The sequence below is a fragment of the Flavobacterium sp. genome (assembly GCF_044349645.1).
In the GTDB taxonomy this organism is placed as follows: Bacteria; Bacteroidota; Bacteroidia; order Flavobacteriales; family Flavobacteriaceae; genus Flavobacterium.
This window is the reverse complement of the sequence record NZ_JBIKQP010000011.1, coordinates 23,188-38,697: the sequence shown is the minus strand read 5'-3', so window position 1 is coordinate 38,697 and position 15,510 is coordinate 23,188. Positions and strand designations below refer to the sequence as shown.

The 15,510-nt window shown below is 32.7% G+C and carries 17 protein-coding genes; 3 read left to right on the top strand and 14 right to left on the bottom strand.

Annotated features, from left to right (window positions below; translation table 11 throughout):
• Positions 1–77 precede the first annotated feature (77 nt).
• On the top strand, positions 78–1,013 hold the full coding sequence (locus AC9UFV_RS03805; protein ID WP_509572945.1) for an HU domain-containing protein: 936 nt from the start codon (positions 78–80) through the stop codon (positions 1,011–1,013).
• Positions 1,014–1,079: 66 nt separating this feature from the next.
• Positions 1,080–1,589: an acyl-CoA thioesterase gene (locus AC9UFV_RS03800; RefSeq protein ID WP_509521020.1), complete on the top strand. Its 510-nt coding sequence runs from the start codon at positions 1,080–1,082 to the stop codon at positions 1,587–1,589.
• Positions 1,590–1,619: 30 nt separating this feature from the next.
• Here the strand turns inward: AC9UFV_RS03800 and AC9UFV_RS03795 are convergent, their stop codons facing one another.
• From AC9UFV_RS03795 to AC9UFV_RS03750, 10 genes are all read right to left on the bottom strand, one after another.
• Positions 1,620–2,927 carry a murein hydrolase activator EnvC family protein gene (locus AC9UFV_RS03795; RefSeq protein WP_509572943.1) on the bottom strand — a complete coding sequence of 436 codons (1,308 nt, stop codon included), beginning with the start codon at positions 2,925–2,927 and terminating at the stop codon, positions 1,620–1,622.
• 23 nt (positions 2,928–2,950) lie between these two features.
• Positions 2,951–3,721, bottom strand: coding sequence for a lipoprotein insertase outer membrane protein LolB1 (lolB1, locus tag AC9UFV_RS03790; RefSeq protein ID WP_509572941.1), 771 nt, complete (start codon positions 3,719–3,721; stop codon positions 2,951–2,953).
• Positions 3,721–5,067 carry a tetratricopeptide repeat protein gene (locus tag AC9UFV_RS03785; RefSeq protein WP_509572939.1) on the bottom strand — a complete coding sequence of 449 codons (1,347 nt, stop codon included), beginning with the start codon at positions 5,065–5,067 and terminating at the stop codon, positions 3,721–3,723. Before AC9UFV_RS03785 ends, lolB1 begins: the two co-directional genes overlap by 1 nt.
• Positions 5,068–6,078 carry a sugar nucleotidyltransferase gene (locus AC9UFV_RS03780; RefSeq protein ID WP_509572937.1) on the bottom strand — a complete coding sequence of 337 codons (1,011 nt, stop codon included), beginning with the start codon at positions 6,076–6,078 and terminating at the stop codon, positions 5,068–5,070.
• A 48-nt stretch (positions 6,079–6,126) separates the two neighbouring features.
• Positions 6,127–6,561, bottom strand: coding sequence for a dUTP diphosphatase (gene dut / locus AC9UFV_RS03775; protein WP_509572935.1), 435 nt, complete (start codon positions 6,559–6,561; stop codon positions 6,127–6,129).
• A 103-nt stretch (positions 6,562–6,664) separates the two neighbouring features.
• Positions 6,665–8,131, bottom strand: coding sequence for a lipopolysaccharide biosynthesis protein (locus AC9UFV_RS03770; protein WP_509572933.1), 1,467 nt, complete (start codon positions 8,129–8,131; stop codon positions 6,665–6,667).
• A gap of 54 nt (positions 8,132–8,185) precedes the next feature.
• On the bottom strand, positions 8,186–8,626 hold the full coding sequence (locus AC9UFV_RS03765) for a hypothetical protein (RefSeq protein ID WP_509572930.1): 441 nt from the start codon (positions 8,624–8,626) through the stop codon (positions 8,186–8,188).
• A gap of 11 nt (positions 8,627–8,637) precedes the next feature.
• The gene (locus AC9UFV_RS03760; RefSeq protein WP_509572928.1) at positions 8,638–9,675 is read right to left on the bottom strand and encodes an NADP(H)-dependent aldo-keto reductase; all 1,038 of its coding nucleotides are present in this window, start codon (positions 9,673–9,675) and stop codon (positions 8,638–8,640) included.
• Positions 9,676–9,765: 90 nt separating this feature from the next.
• Positions 9,766–10,728, bottom strand: coding sequence for an OmpA family protein (locus AC9UFV_RS03755; RefSeq protein ID WP_509572926.1), 963 nt, complete (start codon positions 10,726–10,728; stop codon positions 9,766–9,768).
• A gap of 26 nt (positions 10,729–10,754) precedes the next feature.
• Complete coding sequence (locus AC9UFV_RS03750) at positions 10,755–11,516, bottom strand: exodeoxyribonuclease III (protein WP_509572924.1); 762 nt, start codon at positions 11,514–11,516, stop codon at positions 10,755–10,757.
• 144 nt (positions 11,517–11,660) lie between these two features.
• Between AC9UFV_RS03750 and AC9UFV_RS03745 the strand changes: the two genes are divergently transcribed.
• Complete coding sequence (locus AC9UFV_RS03745; RefSeq protein WP_509572921.1) at positions 11,661–13,469, top strand: lysophospholipid acyltransferase family protein; 1,809 nt, start codon at positions 11,661–11,663, stop codon at positions 13,467–13,469.
• 42 nt (positions 13,470–13,511) lie between these two features.
• On the opposite strand, the gene AC9UFV_RS03740 is transcribed toward AC9UFV_RS03745, so the two are convergent.
• The 4 genes from AC9UFV_RS03740 to AC9UFV_RS03725 are packed head-to-tail and all read right to left on the bottom strand — an operon-like array spanning position 13,512 to position 15,491.
• Positions 13,512–14,318: a M48 family metallopeptidase gene (locus AC9UFV_RS03740; protein ID WP_509572918.1), complete on the bottom strand. Its 807-nt coding sequence runs from the start codon at positions 14,316–14,318 to the stop codon at positions 13,512–13,514.
• Positions 14,318–14,749, bottom strand: coding sequence for a magnetosome magnetite crystal formation protein family (locus AC9UFV_RS03735; RefSeq protein WP_509572916.1), 432 nt, complete (start codon positions 14,747–14,749; stop codon positions 14,318–14,320). The genes AC9UFV_RS03740 and AC9UFV_RS03735 overlap by 1 nt, the downstream gene beginning before the upstream one ends.
• Positions 14,746–15,150: a DUF2752 domain-containing protein gene (locus AC9UFV_RS03730; RefSeq protein ID WP_509572914.1), complete on the bottom strand. Its 405-nt coding sequence runs from the start codon at positions 15,148–15,150 to the stop codon at positions 14,746–14,748. The genes AC9UFV_RS03735 and AC9UFV_RS03730 overlap by 4 nt, the downstream gene beginning before the upstream one ends.
• Positions 15,151–15,152: 2 nt before the next feature.
• On the bottom strand, positions 15,153–15,491 hold the full coding sequence (locus tag AC9UFV_RS03725; protein WP_509572912.1) for a TM2 domain-containing protein: 339 nt from the start codon (positions 15,489–15,491) through the stop codon (positions 15,153–15,155).
• Positions 15,492–15,510 lie beyond the last annotated feature (19 nt).

The window sequence follows — 15,510 nt, the reverse complement described above, 5'->3', positions numbered from 1 at the left end:
GGAATTTTTATGTAAATTGTTAATAAATTTTGTAAATAAAATTTTGATAACTATTTTGATTGTATAACTTTGTTATTATGAATTTAGAACATTACATCTCTCAGCTATTATATCGATATCAATGTGTAACGATTCCTGGTTTTGGTGCTTTTTTAACTGATATTCAATCAGCACAATGGCATGAGTCTAGCAATGGTTTTTACCCACCGAAGAAATTAATTTCTTTCAATTCGTTTTTGAAAAACAACGACGGATTGCTAGCGAATCATGTAGCTCAAAACGAGAAAATCTCATATGAATCAGCGGTTGTTTCTATCGAAAATGAAATTACAAAATGGAAGAATGAATTACAATCTGTAAATAAATTAACTTTTAAAAGCATTGGGGAATTCAATTTAAATTCAGAAAATAACATCGTTTTTACTCCTTTCGAGCAAGTTAATTATTTAGCAAGTTCATTTGGTTTAACCAATTTAATAGCGCCTTCAATTAAGAGAGAAGTTATTGAACATGTTTTTGAAAATGTAAAAGAAGAGGATGTAATCCAATTAGTTCCAGATAGAAATATAGGTCGTACTTACTTTAAATATGCAGCATTAATTGTATTTTCACTTACTTGTTCAGGTATAATGGGACTTAAATTATACCAAGATAAAGTAGCCTCAGATACATTAATTGTTCAAACAGAAGTTCAAAAACAAGTGCAAAATACAATTCAAGAAGCAACATTCGTAATTAGCAATCCACTTCCTTCAGTAACGTTATCTGTAAAAGAGGAAAACATGCCTTATCATATTGTTGCGGGCGCATTTAGACTTGATAAAAATGCCGAAAAAGTTTACAAAAGACTGACTAGAAAAGGGTATAAAGCAAAAAGATTAGCTCCTAATTCAAATGGATTATTTCCTGTACTTTACGGAAGTTTCCCAACACTTGAGGAGGCTGAAAGAATTAAATCAGATATACAAAAATCAGAAAATCCTAATGCTTGGATCTTGATTGAACAATTTTAAATATTAAATCCCGATAATTTCGGGATTTTTTTTGTCTCCTAAGTAGTACCTTTGTAAAAAAAAAATATGCACCCAAAACATCCTTCAGAATCTTTAACGGTATTAACCGATTTAGTATTACCGAGCGAAACCAACCCTCTAAACAATCTTTTTGGTGGGGAATTATTGGCAAGAATGGATAGAGCCGCAAGTATATCTGCGAGAAGACATTCGCGCAGAGTAGCAGTTACGGCTTCTGTAAATCATGTGGCTTTCAATAGAGCGATACCTTTGGGAAGCGTAGTTACCGTTGAAGCGAAAGTGTCCAGAAGTTTCAAAAGTTCCATGGAAATCTTTATTGATGTTTGGATTGAAGATAGGGAAACGGGAACTAGAAGCAAAGCTAATGAAGCAATTTACACCTTTGTAGCGGTTGATGACTCCGGGCGACCTGTTGAAGTACCACCGATAATACCTGAAACTGAATTAGAAAAAGCGAGATTTGATGCCGCTTTAAGAAGAAAACAATTGAGTTTGGTTTTAGCTGGAAAAATGAAACCAAATGAAGCAACCGAATTAAAAGCAATCTTTGATTAAAAAAAGGGAGTCAATTTTGACTCCCTTTTTTTACATATTATACAACCAACTTCCTGGATTAAAATAGGTCGTATTTTGAGAAATAGTGAACTTTAAAATAGTTTTTCCAGAATCTCCACTAGTTCTTATGCGACCAATGGTCTGTTTTATAGAAACTTTATCACCTTTACTAACAGAAACAGAACTTAGATTTTGGTATACTGTGAAGAAATCTCCATGTTGAATCATAACTGCAGTATTTACTGGTGAAAATACCATAATACTGGTTACCACTCCACCAAATACGGCTCTAGCGTTAGCCCCTTTTTCAGTTTCAATATCTACTCCACTATTTTTTATGGTTAGCGATTTGAATTCTGGGTGGGCATGTTCTCCATAAGCAGAATATACCGATCCTTTTTCAACTGGCCAAGGTAAACGACCTTTATTAGCTTTGAAGTTATCAGCGATAATTTTTCCTTCTGCTGTTAATACTATTTTTGAAGACGACTCTATTGCTTTTGTTTCAGCAACAACGGCCTCTTTTGTTGGAATTTTAGTGTTATTTGGTGTTGCTTTTCTACTTGCTTCAATCGCTTTTCTATTTGCCTCTGCTGCTTTTTTATTGGCTTCTGCAATTGCTTCACGAATTAAACGGTCAATTTTTTGATCGATAGCTCTCGTTTCTTGTTGTTTTTTCTTGATTTCAGCCATGTACTTTTTCTTATCTTTTTTGATAGAATTAGCTAAAGCTTCTTGTTCTTGTCTTTCTTTTTGAAGTTCTAAACGCTCTTTTTCGTTTTCTTCAATTAATTTTTGTTTGGCTGTTTTTTGAACTACAATCTTTTCATTATAATTAGTAAGTTCCGCAGTCTTATCTTTAATTTCAACACCTTGAGTTTTTCGATAGCTGGCATATTGTTTCATATACTGCGCTCGTTTGTAGGCTTGAAGGAAATTTTCTGACGATAATAAAAACATTGCTCGACTTTGTTCCGACCTACTTTTATAGGATTTTACAATCATTGCAGCATAATCCTTTTTTAAGATTTCCAATTCCCTTTTTAATCTGTTTATCTGTAACTGATTCAAATACATGTCGTTACTCAACAACTTTGTTTGTTTTTCAGTTGTATTAATTAATTTCTCTTTAAGTTTAATTTTGTTAGATTGAATAACGATTAGTTTAGTAACTGATTTTTCTTTTTTCTTTGTTGCTTGCAAAAGTTCTTCAGTTTCACGAATTTCCTTTTGGATCTGAGCTTTTCGTTCTTCCAATTTTTTTTGTTGGTCTTCCGGTTGCGCCCACACAGAACAAGTGATGAAGAGAATTAAAAAACTATAAATAAATTTTGACATATTGTAGCTTATTTTTTGCAAATTTAATTAATAAATATTCTTTCGTAAGAATTTGGAACAGAATATGGAAAAGAAAGTTCTTCGTTGAATGAAATAGTATTATAATTGATATTTATTGTTGTTTTTTCTGATTTCTGATTGGCTTCAATTGCTATCCCTGCTGGCAAATTATATTCTTCAGCCGATTTACGAGCTGGATAAATTACTTGCAACATTCGTTCTAAGGCAGGTTGGGAAATTTCTTCCTTTTTAATTAAGTAATTATCACTTGATAAATAGAACTTTTTGCTAATATTTGTATTTGAAACTGATTCTAGTTTGTAGCTGTTTTCTTCTAAAGTGAAATTGTATTTACCTGTTTTCAAATTATCAAATGCTTGTCCTAAAAGCAAGTTTTGAACTTTTTGAAAGTCCAATTCTGTACCTAACAATTTGCTTAATGCCGAATAATTTCCATCAAAATAGCTACTATTTAATTTTTCATAATATTGCACTTTTTCAGGAGTAATTAAAGCTTTCGCCATAGTTATTCCTAATATTCGAATGCTTACTAAAATAATTTCGTCTTTCTTAATTTTGATTTCAGCTGTTACATTTTGAGATTGGTCTGGATCTCTATAACTCACACTAGATTTAATATACAAGGTGTTAAAATTCAATTTATTTTTATAATGATTTTCAATTATTTTATCAACTGACAGTTTGTTATTAACTGGTGTTTCTGCAATTACAGCTTTTTTTGCTGAGCAGGAAACAAGGAAACCCAATAATAGTAAACCAATATATTTTTTCATTAATTTTTGTTTTTTAAAGCATTTTCTGCTTTTGAAAAATAGTATTCTTTTTTCTTAATATCTCCCAAACCATTAAACGCCTCTCCTAATTGTATGTTGAAATTGATTTCTAGTTTTTGATTATCAATTACAAAATCTAAACCTGATTCAAGGATGTCTTTTGCTTTTTTGAATAGCCCTTTTTGGTTAAAAGCCAACCCTAAATAATAATAAAATTGTGGTTGAGTTGGATAAATTTGGATATACGAATCTGCTTTCTTTTCAATAACGTCAAAATCCCCTTTTTCAGTATAACATTCAAACAAAAGTAATGCCGTTTCTAAATCGTCTTGCATTTTTTTCAATTGAATTTCATAAAATCGAATTGCCTTTTCCCAGTTCTTTTTATTATGATAAAATTTACCTATTTCTTTCGCAACTTGAACTGATTTATCTGAATCAAAATAGGAAATTGCCTTTTCTAAATCCGAATCAAATTGTGGTTTGTCTTTGATAAAAAGTAGAAATTCATTCAGTATTCTGTGTTTTATCTTTTGATCGATTTTTAAACTTCCAAGCACAAAATTCATAGCTTTTACAGCATTCTCTCCATCGTTATTTTTTAGATATGATTTAAACAAGCTCACTTTAGCCCAATCTGAATTTGGAATTTCTAGTTCTAATTTCTTTGCTATTTCTTGGGCTAATATTTCTTGGTTTTGTTTATTATATAAAAAGATTAAAGCCACATAATTTGATTCTTCTTTTGGGTTTTTCTTAATTTGTTCTAATAAATTTATTCGTTCAGAACTATGGTATTTTGGATCTTCTAGAATTTGAGCTTTATAAAGTGTTCGCATTTCTAATTTTCCAACTTGATCGTTCAGCTCATTTATTAATTCCAATGCATTATCATATTGATTGGTATTCATGTAAAGCGAAACCAAGTCTTCCTTGTACTCTTTTTTGAATTCAATTAGTTTTAATACGATAGGAATTGCTTTTTCAAATTCTTTAGTTTCAAAATATACATCATACATTCCAGCCCAAAACCAGCGATTAGTAGGATCTATTATTGTTGCTTTTTCAAATGATTCGAAGGCTTTTTTGTACTCTTTTTGTTCAAAATAATTCTTGCCTAACTCAAAATAAATAGTAGCATTATTGGGTTGAATTTTCAAACATTTTTCTAATTCAATAATTGCTTTATCATAATTTTCAATTCCTTTTTGCTTTAACGATTCATAAAACGAATCTTGAAAATCATCTTTTTCCAATGCCACATCTTCGGCGGGATTTTGTGCCCAAAGTGATGCCTTATTGCATAGCAAAAGTGAGAAAAGTAATATTTGAAATAGTTTTTTCATTTATTCTAAAACGGAGAAATCTCCAATACTGATACTAGTAAAATTACCATCAAAACTAGCAAAACTGCCAATCATTGCATTGTCTAAATTGGCGTTTTTAATGGTAGATTGATTTTGAACTAAGCTATTTTTTATAGTTGCATTTTGAACTGTACATCCTTTTCCTAAAGAAACATTTGGCCCTACAGTCGCATTTATCAGTTTTACGTTTTCACCAATAAAACAAGGCTGAATGATGGTACTGTTTTCACAAATAACAGATGGATCAACTAGATTTTCACCGTCAGCATGAAGGAAATTTAGTAATCTTGAATTGGTTTCTACAGTTACATTTTTGTTTCCACAATCCATCCATTCGTCTACTTTCCCAGGAACAAATTTTAACCCTTTTACCTTCATGTTTTCAAGGGCATCTGTCAATTGATATTCTCCTCCTTTCACCACATTATTATCTAATAAATATTGTAATTCGGCACGTAAAGTTTCCCCCGATTTAAAATAGTATATTCCAATTATTGCCAAGTCAGAAACAAACTCTTTGGGTTTTTCTACGAAGTCAACAATTTGGTTATTTTCATTTAATTGTACAACTCCAAAAGCACTCGGATCTTCGACTTGCTTTACCCAAATAACACTATCGGCCGAGGTATCAAGTGAAAAATCGGCTCTAAAAAGGGTATCGGCATAAGCAACCACAATTGGCCCTTGCATTGATTCCTTTGCACACATTATTGCGTGAGCGGTTCCTAAAGCTTCATTTTGATAGCAAATAGTACCTTTTGCACCCAATTTTTCGGCGATTGCAATAAGCTCTACTTCAACTTGTTTTCCAAAATCTTTATGGATAATGAAAGCGATTTCTTCAATTTCTTGATTGATTACACCCGCGATATCTTCCACTAATCGATGAACGATTGGTTTACCAGCAATTGGGATTAAAGGTTTTGGAACTGTTAATGTGTGTGGTCTTAATCGGGAGCCACGGCCCGCCATTGGCACTATTATTTTCATATTTAGTCTTTGAGAGGAACTAAGAAATCTCGTTCCAATTATTATTTATTATTTTACTCCAGTACTTCCAAAACCGCCTTCGCCTCTTGCCGTTTCTGACAATTCTTGAACTTCAATCCATTCAGCACGTTCGTGTTTTGCGATGATTAATTGCGCGACTCTTTCTCCATTTTCGATAACGAAAGGTTCGCTGGATAAATTTACTAAAATCACTCCAATTTCTCCACGATAATCAGCATCTACAGTTCCTGGGGAATTGAGAACGGTAATTCCTTTTTTGGCTGCCAATCCGCTTCTTGGGCGAACTTGCGCTTCATATCCAATTGGTAATTCAATGAAAAGTCCAGTTTTTACGATGGTTCTTTCCAAAGGGTTTAGCGTTATAGATTCAGTTAAATTGGCGCGTAAATCCATTCCTGCGGAAGCGATAGTTTCGTAGTTTGGTAATTCGTGTTGTGATTTATTAATGATATTTATTTTCATTTTAATCTAAAATTATATTTGATAATCCAAGCGATTTTAGCCCCGATATTAGCGGCATCCCACACTTTTTTGTGTGGATATAGCGGATAGCGGGAAATAGCTTCTAATTATTTTTTCGTTTTAAAATTTTGTTTAAAGTTTCTTTTTCGTTGTGATATATAAAATACATAAATACTAGCAATAAAGGCACTCCCACGAAATAATTTTCACGGAAATAATAGAAGGAAATAATGGAAAAAAGGATCGACAACCCCATGTAACCACTAATTTTTTTGAAGTCGTAGGGAATAGGATAATAACGATTTCCAAGAAAATAGGAAATTACCATCATGCTTCCATAGGCAGCAATGGTAGCTATTGCCGATCCATAATAACCCATAATTGGGATTAATGCGAAATTCAAAATTAACGTAACCGCTGCCCCAAAAATTGAAATATAGGCACCGATATAAGTTTTATCAATTAGCTTGTACCACACCGATAAATTGGTATAAATTCCAAGGAAAAAGTTGGCTAAAATAATTAGCGGAACGACTTTCATGGCTTCCCAATAGGAGGGATCGCGAAGCATAATATATTTTAACACGTCGGCAAAAACAATTACTGAAAGTAAAATGAATGAGCCGAAAATGACGAAATATTTGGTAATTATAGCATAGGTTTGAGGTGCATTTTCATTTTTAGCATGACTGAAAAAGAAGGGCTCAATTCCTAATGTATAGGCGGTTCGAAATAAAACCATGAACAAACCGAGTTTGTAGCAAGCGGAATAAACACCAACTTCAGCTTCGGCAATATTGGCTGGAAGTAGTTTTCCAAGTAGGATTTTGTCAAATTGTTCGTTGATTGCGAAGGCTATTCCTGCTACCATAATTGGTAATCCGTAGCGCATCATTCGTTTCCAAAGCGCAAAATCAAATTCCCAACTGACGTGAAAATAGTTTGGCGATAATGCTATAAATGTGAGGAAGCTAGCGATGATATTGGATACAAAAATGTAACCTACTTCAAAGTTATCGGTGTACAGAGAACCTAGGAAACTGTCAGGATTTTCTTGAGCAATTTTTGGTAAATAGATAAGGAAAAATACGTTCAATGATAAGTTTACTATTACATTTCCTATTTTAACAATGGCATAAACAACAGGTCTTTGGTAGGCTCGAAGTTTAGAAAAGGGCACAATTACCAAAGCGTCCAAAACGAGAATCCAAATGGTATAAATAATATATTGCACGTCGATTCCAGACCAATCGGCGAGGTGATTTTTCAACAATAACGCTGAACAAAGGAATAATAAAGTGGACCAAAATATAGAAACTGTGGTTGTTTCAATTACGGCTTTTTTATTGGGTTCGTTGTTATAGAATCGGAAAAAGGCGGTTTCCATTCCGTAGGCCAAAATCACATTAAAGAAAATCATCCATGCAAATACGATGGTTACTTTTCCATAGGCTGCTTTAGGCAGCAAATCGGTATATAATGGCACTAATAAAAAACTGAACATACGCGGCAATACTGTCGCCAGTCCGTAAATTGCAGTTTGTTTGAAAAGGTTTTTATATAAACTCAAAATTGCTGATTGTGATTTGTAATTAACAAAAATAAGTAATTTTTAGCACATTTTCTAGGGAAATAGTATTGGAGTAATTTCTTTTATTTGGGTGCATTTATGCCAATATTTTTTATTGTTTTTTTGATATTCGATAACGGCTTCATTCTCTTTTAAAAGAAATTTTTTTACTCCAATGGCTGAGTTTTCGTGTTTTTGATAAATGGCATTATAATGAAAATTAGCTCTAAATGTAGTTTCGTTTACTTTTACTAATTCAGTTTCTAGGTCTTTGTAATAAATTTTTTCTAGCTGGATGTTAGTTTGAAGTGGTTTTTCTAGCTCAATCATAAAAACTGATCCGCTACCACTTTCCATTCTACCAGCAGTCCAATTTTCAAATGTTATTGATTTTATTTTTTGAGGTGGTGAGGTATAAATGGTTTCTTTTGATGCTTTACAAGAAAATAAATTCAAAATGATAATTAGCGAAAAAATGGGAGTTATTGTTTTCATTTTCAAATAGATTATGGCGCTGGGTTTGGAAAAATATTGTGAATTTTTTCTATTTCTGCTAACACATTTTCATTCAAAGTGACCTTAATTGTATTGATGTTTTCTTTTAATTGTTCCATTGTTGTTGCTCCAATAATGGTGCTTGACAAAAATGGTTGTTGTGTTACAAATGCCAACGATAACTCTGTTAATGTGAGCCCAAAATCTTTCGCAATTTCGTTGTATCTTCGAGTTGCTTCTCTTGTATTTTCGCTATTGTAACGAGCAAATTGCGGGAATAAATTTATTCTCGCATTTTGAGGGTTTGCGCCGTTTAGAAACTTCCCAGACAGTACTCCAAAAGCCAATGGGGAATAGGCGAGAAGGCCAACATTTTCTCGATGGCAAACTTCTGAAATTCCCACCTCAAAACTTCTATTGACCAATGAATATGGATTTTGAATAGTTGCCATTCTAGGCAAATTGTGTTTTTTACTTTCTTCAAGAAAACGCATTAATCCCCATGGAGTTTCATTTGAAACACCAATATTTCTAATTTTTCCTTGTTTGATAAAGCCTTGTAAACACTCCAAAACCGATTGGAAATTATCTTCCCAAGGATCCTCTTGAACTTTAAATCCAAGTACTCCAAACATATTCGATTTTCTTTCTGGCCAGTGCAATTGGTATAAATCGATGTAATCTGTTTGTAGTCTTTTCAAACTTTGTTCCAATGCAAAAGTCAGACTTGCTGGAGAAAAGTCAATTTCTTCACGCATGTAATTCAGGTTTCTATTGGGCCCTGCGATTTTTGTTGCTAGAATTACCTTTTCACGATTACCAGTTTTTTTAAACCAAGTTCCAATAATTTTCTCGGTACTTCCGTAGGTTTCTTTTTTTGCGGGTATCGAATACATCTCTGCAGTATCAAATAAATTAACGCCATTTTCAAGTGCATAATCCATTTGCGCATGGCCTTCAGTTTCCGTGTTTTGTTGCCCGAAAGTCATGGTTCCAAGGGCAATTTTACTGATTTCAGTAGTTGTATTTGGTAAATTACTGTATTTCATTTTGTCGATTGACTATTTTAGGGTTGGTTTTTATAAAAAAGGTTCAAAGTGAAACTCTGAACCTTTAAACCTTTTTCACTTTGAACTTATTTACAACTCGTTCAACATTTTAGATATTTCATCTAATTTTGGGGTCAAAATAATTTCAATTCTTCTATTTTTAGCTTTTCCTTCTGGAGTATCATTACTCATTAATGGAGCAAATTCCCCTCTTCCAGCAGCAGTTAGATTGTCTTTTTTAACGCCTTTATTTTCAGATAAGATATTTACAATTGCAGTAGCTCTTTTGGTTGAAAGATCCCAGTTGTTTTCAATTTGTCCAACAGCTCCAGCAAATTTATCGTTGTCGGTATGTCCTTCAATTAACACTGAAATATCTGGATTTTGAGCTAAAACAGAAGCTACTAAGACCACTGCTTTTTTCCCTTCTGGACCTACAGCCCAACTTCCAGATTCGAAAAGTAATTTGTTTTCCATAGAAACATAAACTTTCCCATCTCTTTGATTTACAGTTAATCCTTTTCCTTCAAATGCTTTTAAAGATTTTGAAAGTGCGTCTTTTAATTTCTTCATCGCTGCTTCTTTAGCCGCCATAATACTCTCTAATTCATTCACACGATCGGTACCTTTTTTCAAGTCAGCACTTAGTTTATTTAGTCTTTCTTTCTCAGCTGCAAGCGCTTTTTCTTTAGCTTCTAATTGCGCTAACAACTCTCTATTTTTAGCCATGTTTTCTTTCAAAGAGTCATCGCTGTTTTTTTCTAATGCCGTGTAAGAAGCCTGTAACGTTTTCAGATTTTTATCTGCAGCAGCAAAGTCAATTGCTAGTTTATCTCTTTCGGCTTTTGTTTTTTCATAGTCCTTTTTTAGTGAAGAATAATCGCTGTCAAGCTGACTTTTAGCTTTCGAAATGCTATCATATAAGTCTTGAGTTTTTCTGTTTTCCTTCTTTAAATCGGCAAATTTAGTTTCTAACTCATTAAAAACTTTTTTAGAAACGCAAGAGCTTGATAATGCAATCAGCATTAATCCTATTGAAATTTTTTTTATCATTTTAATTTAGTATTACGAGGGTTAAATTATTCTATTTCTACTACAACGGGACAATGGTCAGAATGTTTTGCATCTGGCAAAATAAAGGCCCTTTTTAACTTATCTTTTAATGTTTCGCTCACTAGGCAATAGTCAATTCTCCAGCCTTTGTTATTTCCACGAGCGCCTGCTCTGTAACTCCACCAACTATAATTATCGGGCTGGTCATTGAAAAAACGGAAACTATCAATAAATCCATTTTTCATAAACTGATCAAGCCACTCTCTTTCTTGCGGTAAAAATCCCGATACATTGGCGTTTCTAATTGGATCATGAATGTCGATCGCCTTATGGCAAATGTTATAATCACCACAAATCACCAAGTTTGGAATTTCCTTTTTTAGTTCATTAATATAATTTTGAAAATCATCCATGAACATGAATTTATGACTCAATCGCTCAATATTTGTACCAGAAGGCAAATACAAACTCATCACCGATAAATCATCAAAATCGACACGTAAATTTCTACCTTCAAAATCCATATGTTCAATTCCAGTTCCAAAAACGATATTATTGGGTTTAACTTTTGATAAAATTGCTACACCGCTATATCCTTTTTTTGTTGCTGGAAAATAATATTGATAGGGATATCCTACCATTTCAATATCCAAATAGGGAACTTGATCTTCAGTTGCTTTGATCTCCTGAAGGCAAATAACATCTGGATTAGAATGTTGCAACCATTCAATAAAGCCTTTAGAAATGGCAGCTCGAATTCCATTTACATTATAGGAAATGATTCTCATTATTATAATTCAATATTTATATCACCAAAAGTAATAAAAAACTTAACGATTATTGCAGAAAATGTGAAGAAATTGGACTCAAAATTTCATTGGTTACATAACTTTTTTTCTATCTTTGTTTTTACGTTTTAAATATAAAAATCAATGGGTTTAGTTTCCGCTAAAGAAGTCGCAAAAGCAATAAAAGCTGATAAGTATGGTTTTTTTGGAACTTTTTCAGGGTGGTTACTGATGAAAGTTTTAAAAATATCTACGCTAAATAAGTTCTATGATAAAAACAAGCATTTAGAAGATGTTGCTTTTTTAAATTCCATTTTAGATGATTTAGAAATTAAATTTGAAATCCCAGAAGAAGATTTTAAGCGTTTACCAAAAGACGGAGCCTACATTACCATTTCAAATCATCCTTTAGGAGGAATTGACGGAGTTTTACTTTTGAAATTAATGCTCGAAAGAGAACCAAATTTCAAAATTATAGCCAATTTTCTTTTGCATAGAATTGCCCCTTTGAAAAAATACATAATGCCGGTTAATCCATTTGAAAATCACAAAGACGCTAAGTCGAGTGTTATTGGTATTAAGGAAACATTAATTCATTTAAAAGATGGAAAACCATTAGGAATGTTCCCTGCCGGGGAGGTTTCAACCTACAAAGATGGAAAATTAGTAGTTGACAAACCTTGGGAAGTAGGAGCGATAAAGGTTATTAGAAAGGCTCAAGTTCCAGTTGTTCCAATTTATTTCCATGCTAAAAATAGCCAATTGTTTTACTTTTTATCAAAAATTGGTGACACGCTACGAACCGCTAAATTACCTTCGGAAGTGTTTTCTCAAAAAGAAAGAGTTATTAAAGTTCGAATTGGGAAACCTATTTCTGTAAACGAGCAAAATGAATATGAAACCATCGAGGAATATTCTAATTTTTTACGCAAAAAGACCTACATGCTTTCCAAAGCTTTTGTAAAGGATAAGCCTTTTTTGCCTACACCAAAAATCAAACTTCCTAAAAAAGGTCCTAAAGCTATAGTTACTGGCGCTTCAGTTGAAAAAATGATTCAAGAAGTTAACGCTTTGAGAGCTTCAGATTGCCGTTTGCTTCAAAGCAAAAACTACGAGGTGTTCTTTGCGCAAGCGGATAAAATCCCAAATGTTTTACATGAATTAGGCCGTTTACGCGAAATCACATTTCGAGAAATAGGTGAAGGAACCAATGAATCAACAGATATTGACAAATTTGATAAATATTACCATCACATGTTTTTGTGGGATGACGATGCAAAAAAAGTAGCTGGAGCGTATAGAATGGGATTGGGATCAGAAATTTATCCAAAATATGGAATGGATGGTTTTTATTTAAATGAGCTTTTCCGTTTTGAACCTGAATTACACGATATGATGTCTAAATCTATTGAAATGGGACGCGCCTTTATTATTAAAGAATACCAACAAAAACCGATGCCGCTTTTCCTACTTTGGAAAGGAATTATTCATACCACATTGCGATTCCCAGAGCATAAATTTTTACTTGGAGGTGTTAGTATTAGTAATCAATTTTCAGAATTTTCAAAATCCTTGATGATTGAATTCATGAAATCTAATTTCTATGATCCCTATATTGCTCAGTACATTCATCCTAAGAAAGCATTTAAAGTTGTCCTTAAAGATGCTGATAAAGACTTTGTTTTTAATGAAGCGGAATCTGATTTAAATAAGTTTGATAAAATTATTGATGAATTAGAACCGGGTACTCTAAGACTTCCTGTTTTGATAAAAAAATACATCAAGCAAAACGCTCGCGTGGTTGCCTTTAATGTCGATCCATTATTCAACGATGCGGTTGATGGGTTGATGTACATCAGAATTTCTGATATTCCCGACAGCACAGTTAAGCCTGTTATGGAAGAGTTTCAAGCGGAATTAGAACGAAAATTATCCGAAAAAGGTTATTTATAATTACAAAAAAAAGCGACTTAATTGTCGCTTTTTTTATTAAAATTAATTCGATTTTTCTTTGATTAACTTCTTATAATTTTCCCACTCTGTTTTAGTAATGGTAGTTTGCTTTTTATACTTTTTTCCTTTTAAATAATCTAGAATATATTTAGCACGCTCTTCTGATTCTGGGTGTGATGAAATCCAATACAAACTATCGGAAGTGTCATTTTGTTGCGCCAATTCAAACATGAAATCAGCTAATGGTTCTGGGTTAATATTGGCGTTAAGCAAATAATCAACACTTGTCATATCGGCCTCTTTCTCCAAAGTTCGGTCATAAGCAGAGGAAGAAAGCGATTTCAAAATTTCTTTCACCACAGCGCTACCTTTTCCTCCTGTACTTGCCGAAAGCATTACAGACAAACCAATTTCTTTTGACAATTTTTTCATGACATGATTATTGGTAATATGCGCAATTTCATGACCTAAAACGCCTTGCAAAGCTTCTTGATTTTTACATTCAGTGATTAATCCAGTGTAAACTACTAAGTGATTATTTGGAAGTGCAAACGCATTGATTTCGTCTTTTTCAACGATGTGAATCTTCAAGGAATCTCTTTCTATATTGTTGTTTTTACAAATAGGTTCTAGTAATTTATCCAATGTTTTAATAATAGAATCATTGGTATTTACTTGCTCTGTTGATGAAATTTCATCCCAAATTAGCTCTCCAATTTTATTTTCTGATGAACTTCGAACTTGTTTTACATTAAATTCAGTAACCCAATCAATTTGAGATAAACCATAAAATAACCCAAAAAAAGCGATTACAATAATAAGTCCTGGAAGTATGATTTTCTTTATCATTATGATCTACAAATTAAATTAGTAACATTTCCAAAAAAGAAAACTTGAACGTGTTTTCCTTTTCTTGTTTGAACGGCACAATAAATAGTTGAAATAATTTCTAAAACATTAAAAACAATCACCGTAAATAAATAGGCAAAATAGTTGTTTGTGGCTTTTTCATCGGTAAATAGGATAGAAACGGTCCACCAAAAGCTATAGCTATTTGCGAAAAGCAGTACTATTTGCGAAAGCAAGGCCTGAATGCAATGCCATCTTACAAAATAGGTGCTTTTTCGGTTTCCAATATAGAAAAATAAAGTGGCCAACAAATTAATAATTGGCAATGGCAACCCAGCAATTACAGCAACTAAAGACATTAAATAACTATTGGAAGCCTTTTCTCTTTCGTGCTCTGTGGGATTGTAACTAAAAGTCGTTTCTTGTGTCATAATTCTTTATAAATGTTCCAAATCCAGTTGAGAACAACTAGAATAATTAAAGGAATAGCTACTTTTTTTTGTTTTAAAATGGACTCCATTTTATTGTAAGCCTTATAAAACGTTTGTCTTTTGGTTACTAAATCAAATACAACCCATAAAGGCAAAACCAACATCGCGAAACTGACAATTATTCCGAAAGGGTTAAATTGTAATGAACCTATCAAATCACCTTTGTAAAGTGCTTGAACCGCCCGAGTTGTTCCGCAAGAAGGACAAGCAAAACCAGTCGCATTTTTAATCATGCAAACGGATACTTGTCCGTTTTCAGAATAATTGTTAGTGAATATTAAATAAAGATATCCTGAAAAACAAGCTATTAATACAATTAGGTATAACTTGTTTTTAGTCATTTTTAATATAAAGCGTTTTGGAAAATTTGCATATTTTTCTCACGTGCCGCACTCATAATTGAAAACCAATCTACAATCGCCCAAATTCCAAAACCACCACAAGTTATCAGTTTTAAAACACCCATTCCTGTGTCTCCAAGCATGAATCTGTCTATTCCTAACTGTCCTGCAGTTAAAGAAACAATCATCATTGTATCAGGATTTTTAAATTGCATTTCTAAAACTAAGGGCCATTTTTCATCTTCTAATGAATTTAATTTTTCTCTAACAGCTGATAAATGATAGCTTTCAAAATACTTAGCATTGCTGATCATAAATAAGTCTACTTTGTGTGATTCCATAGTTTTAATTTTAATTTAG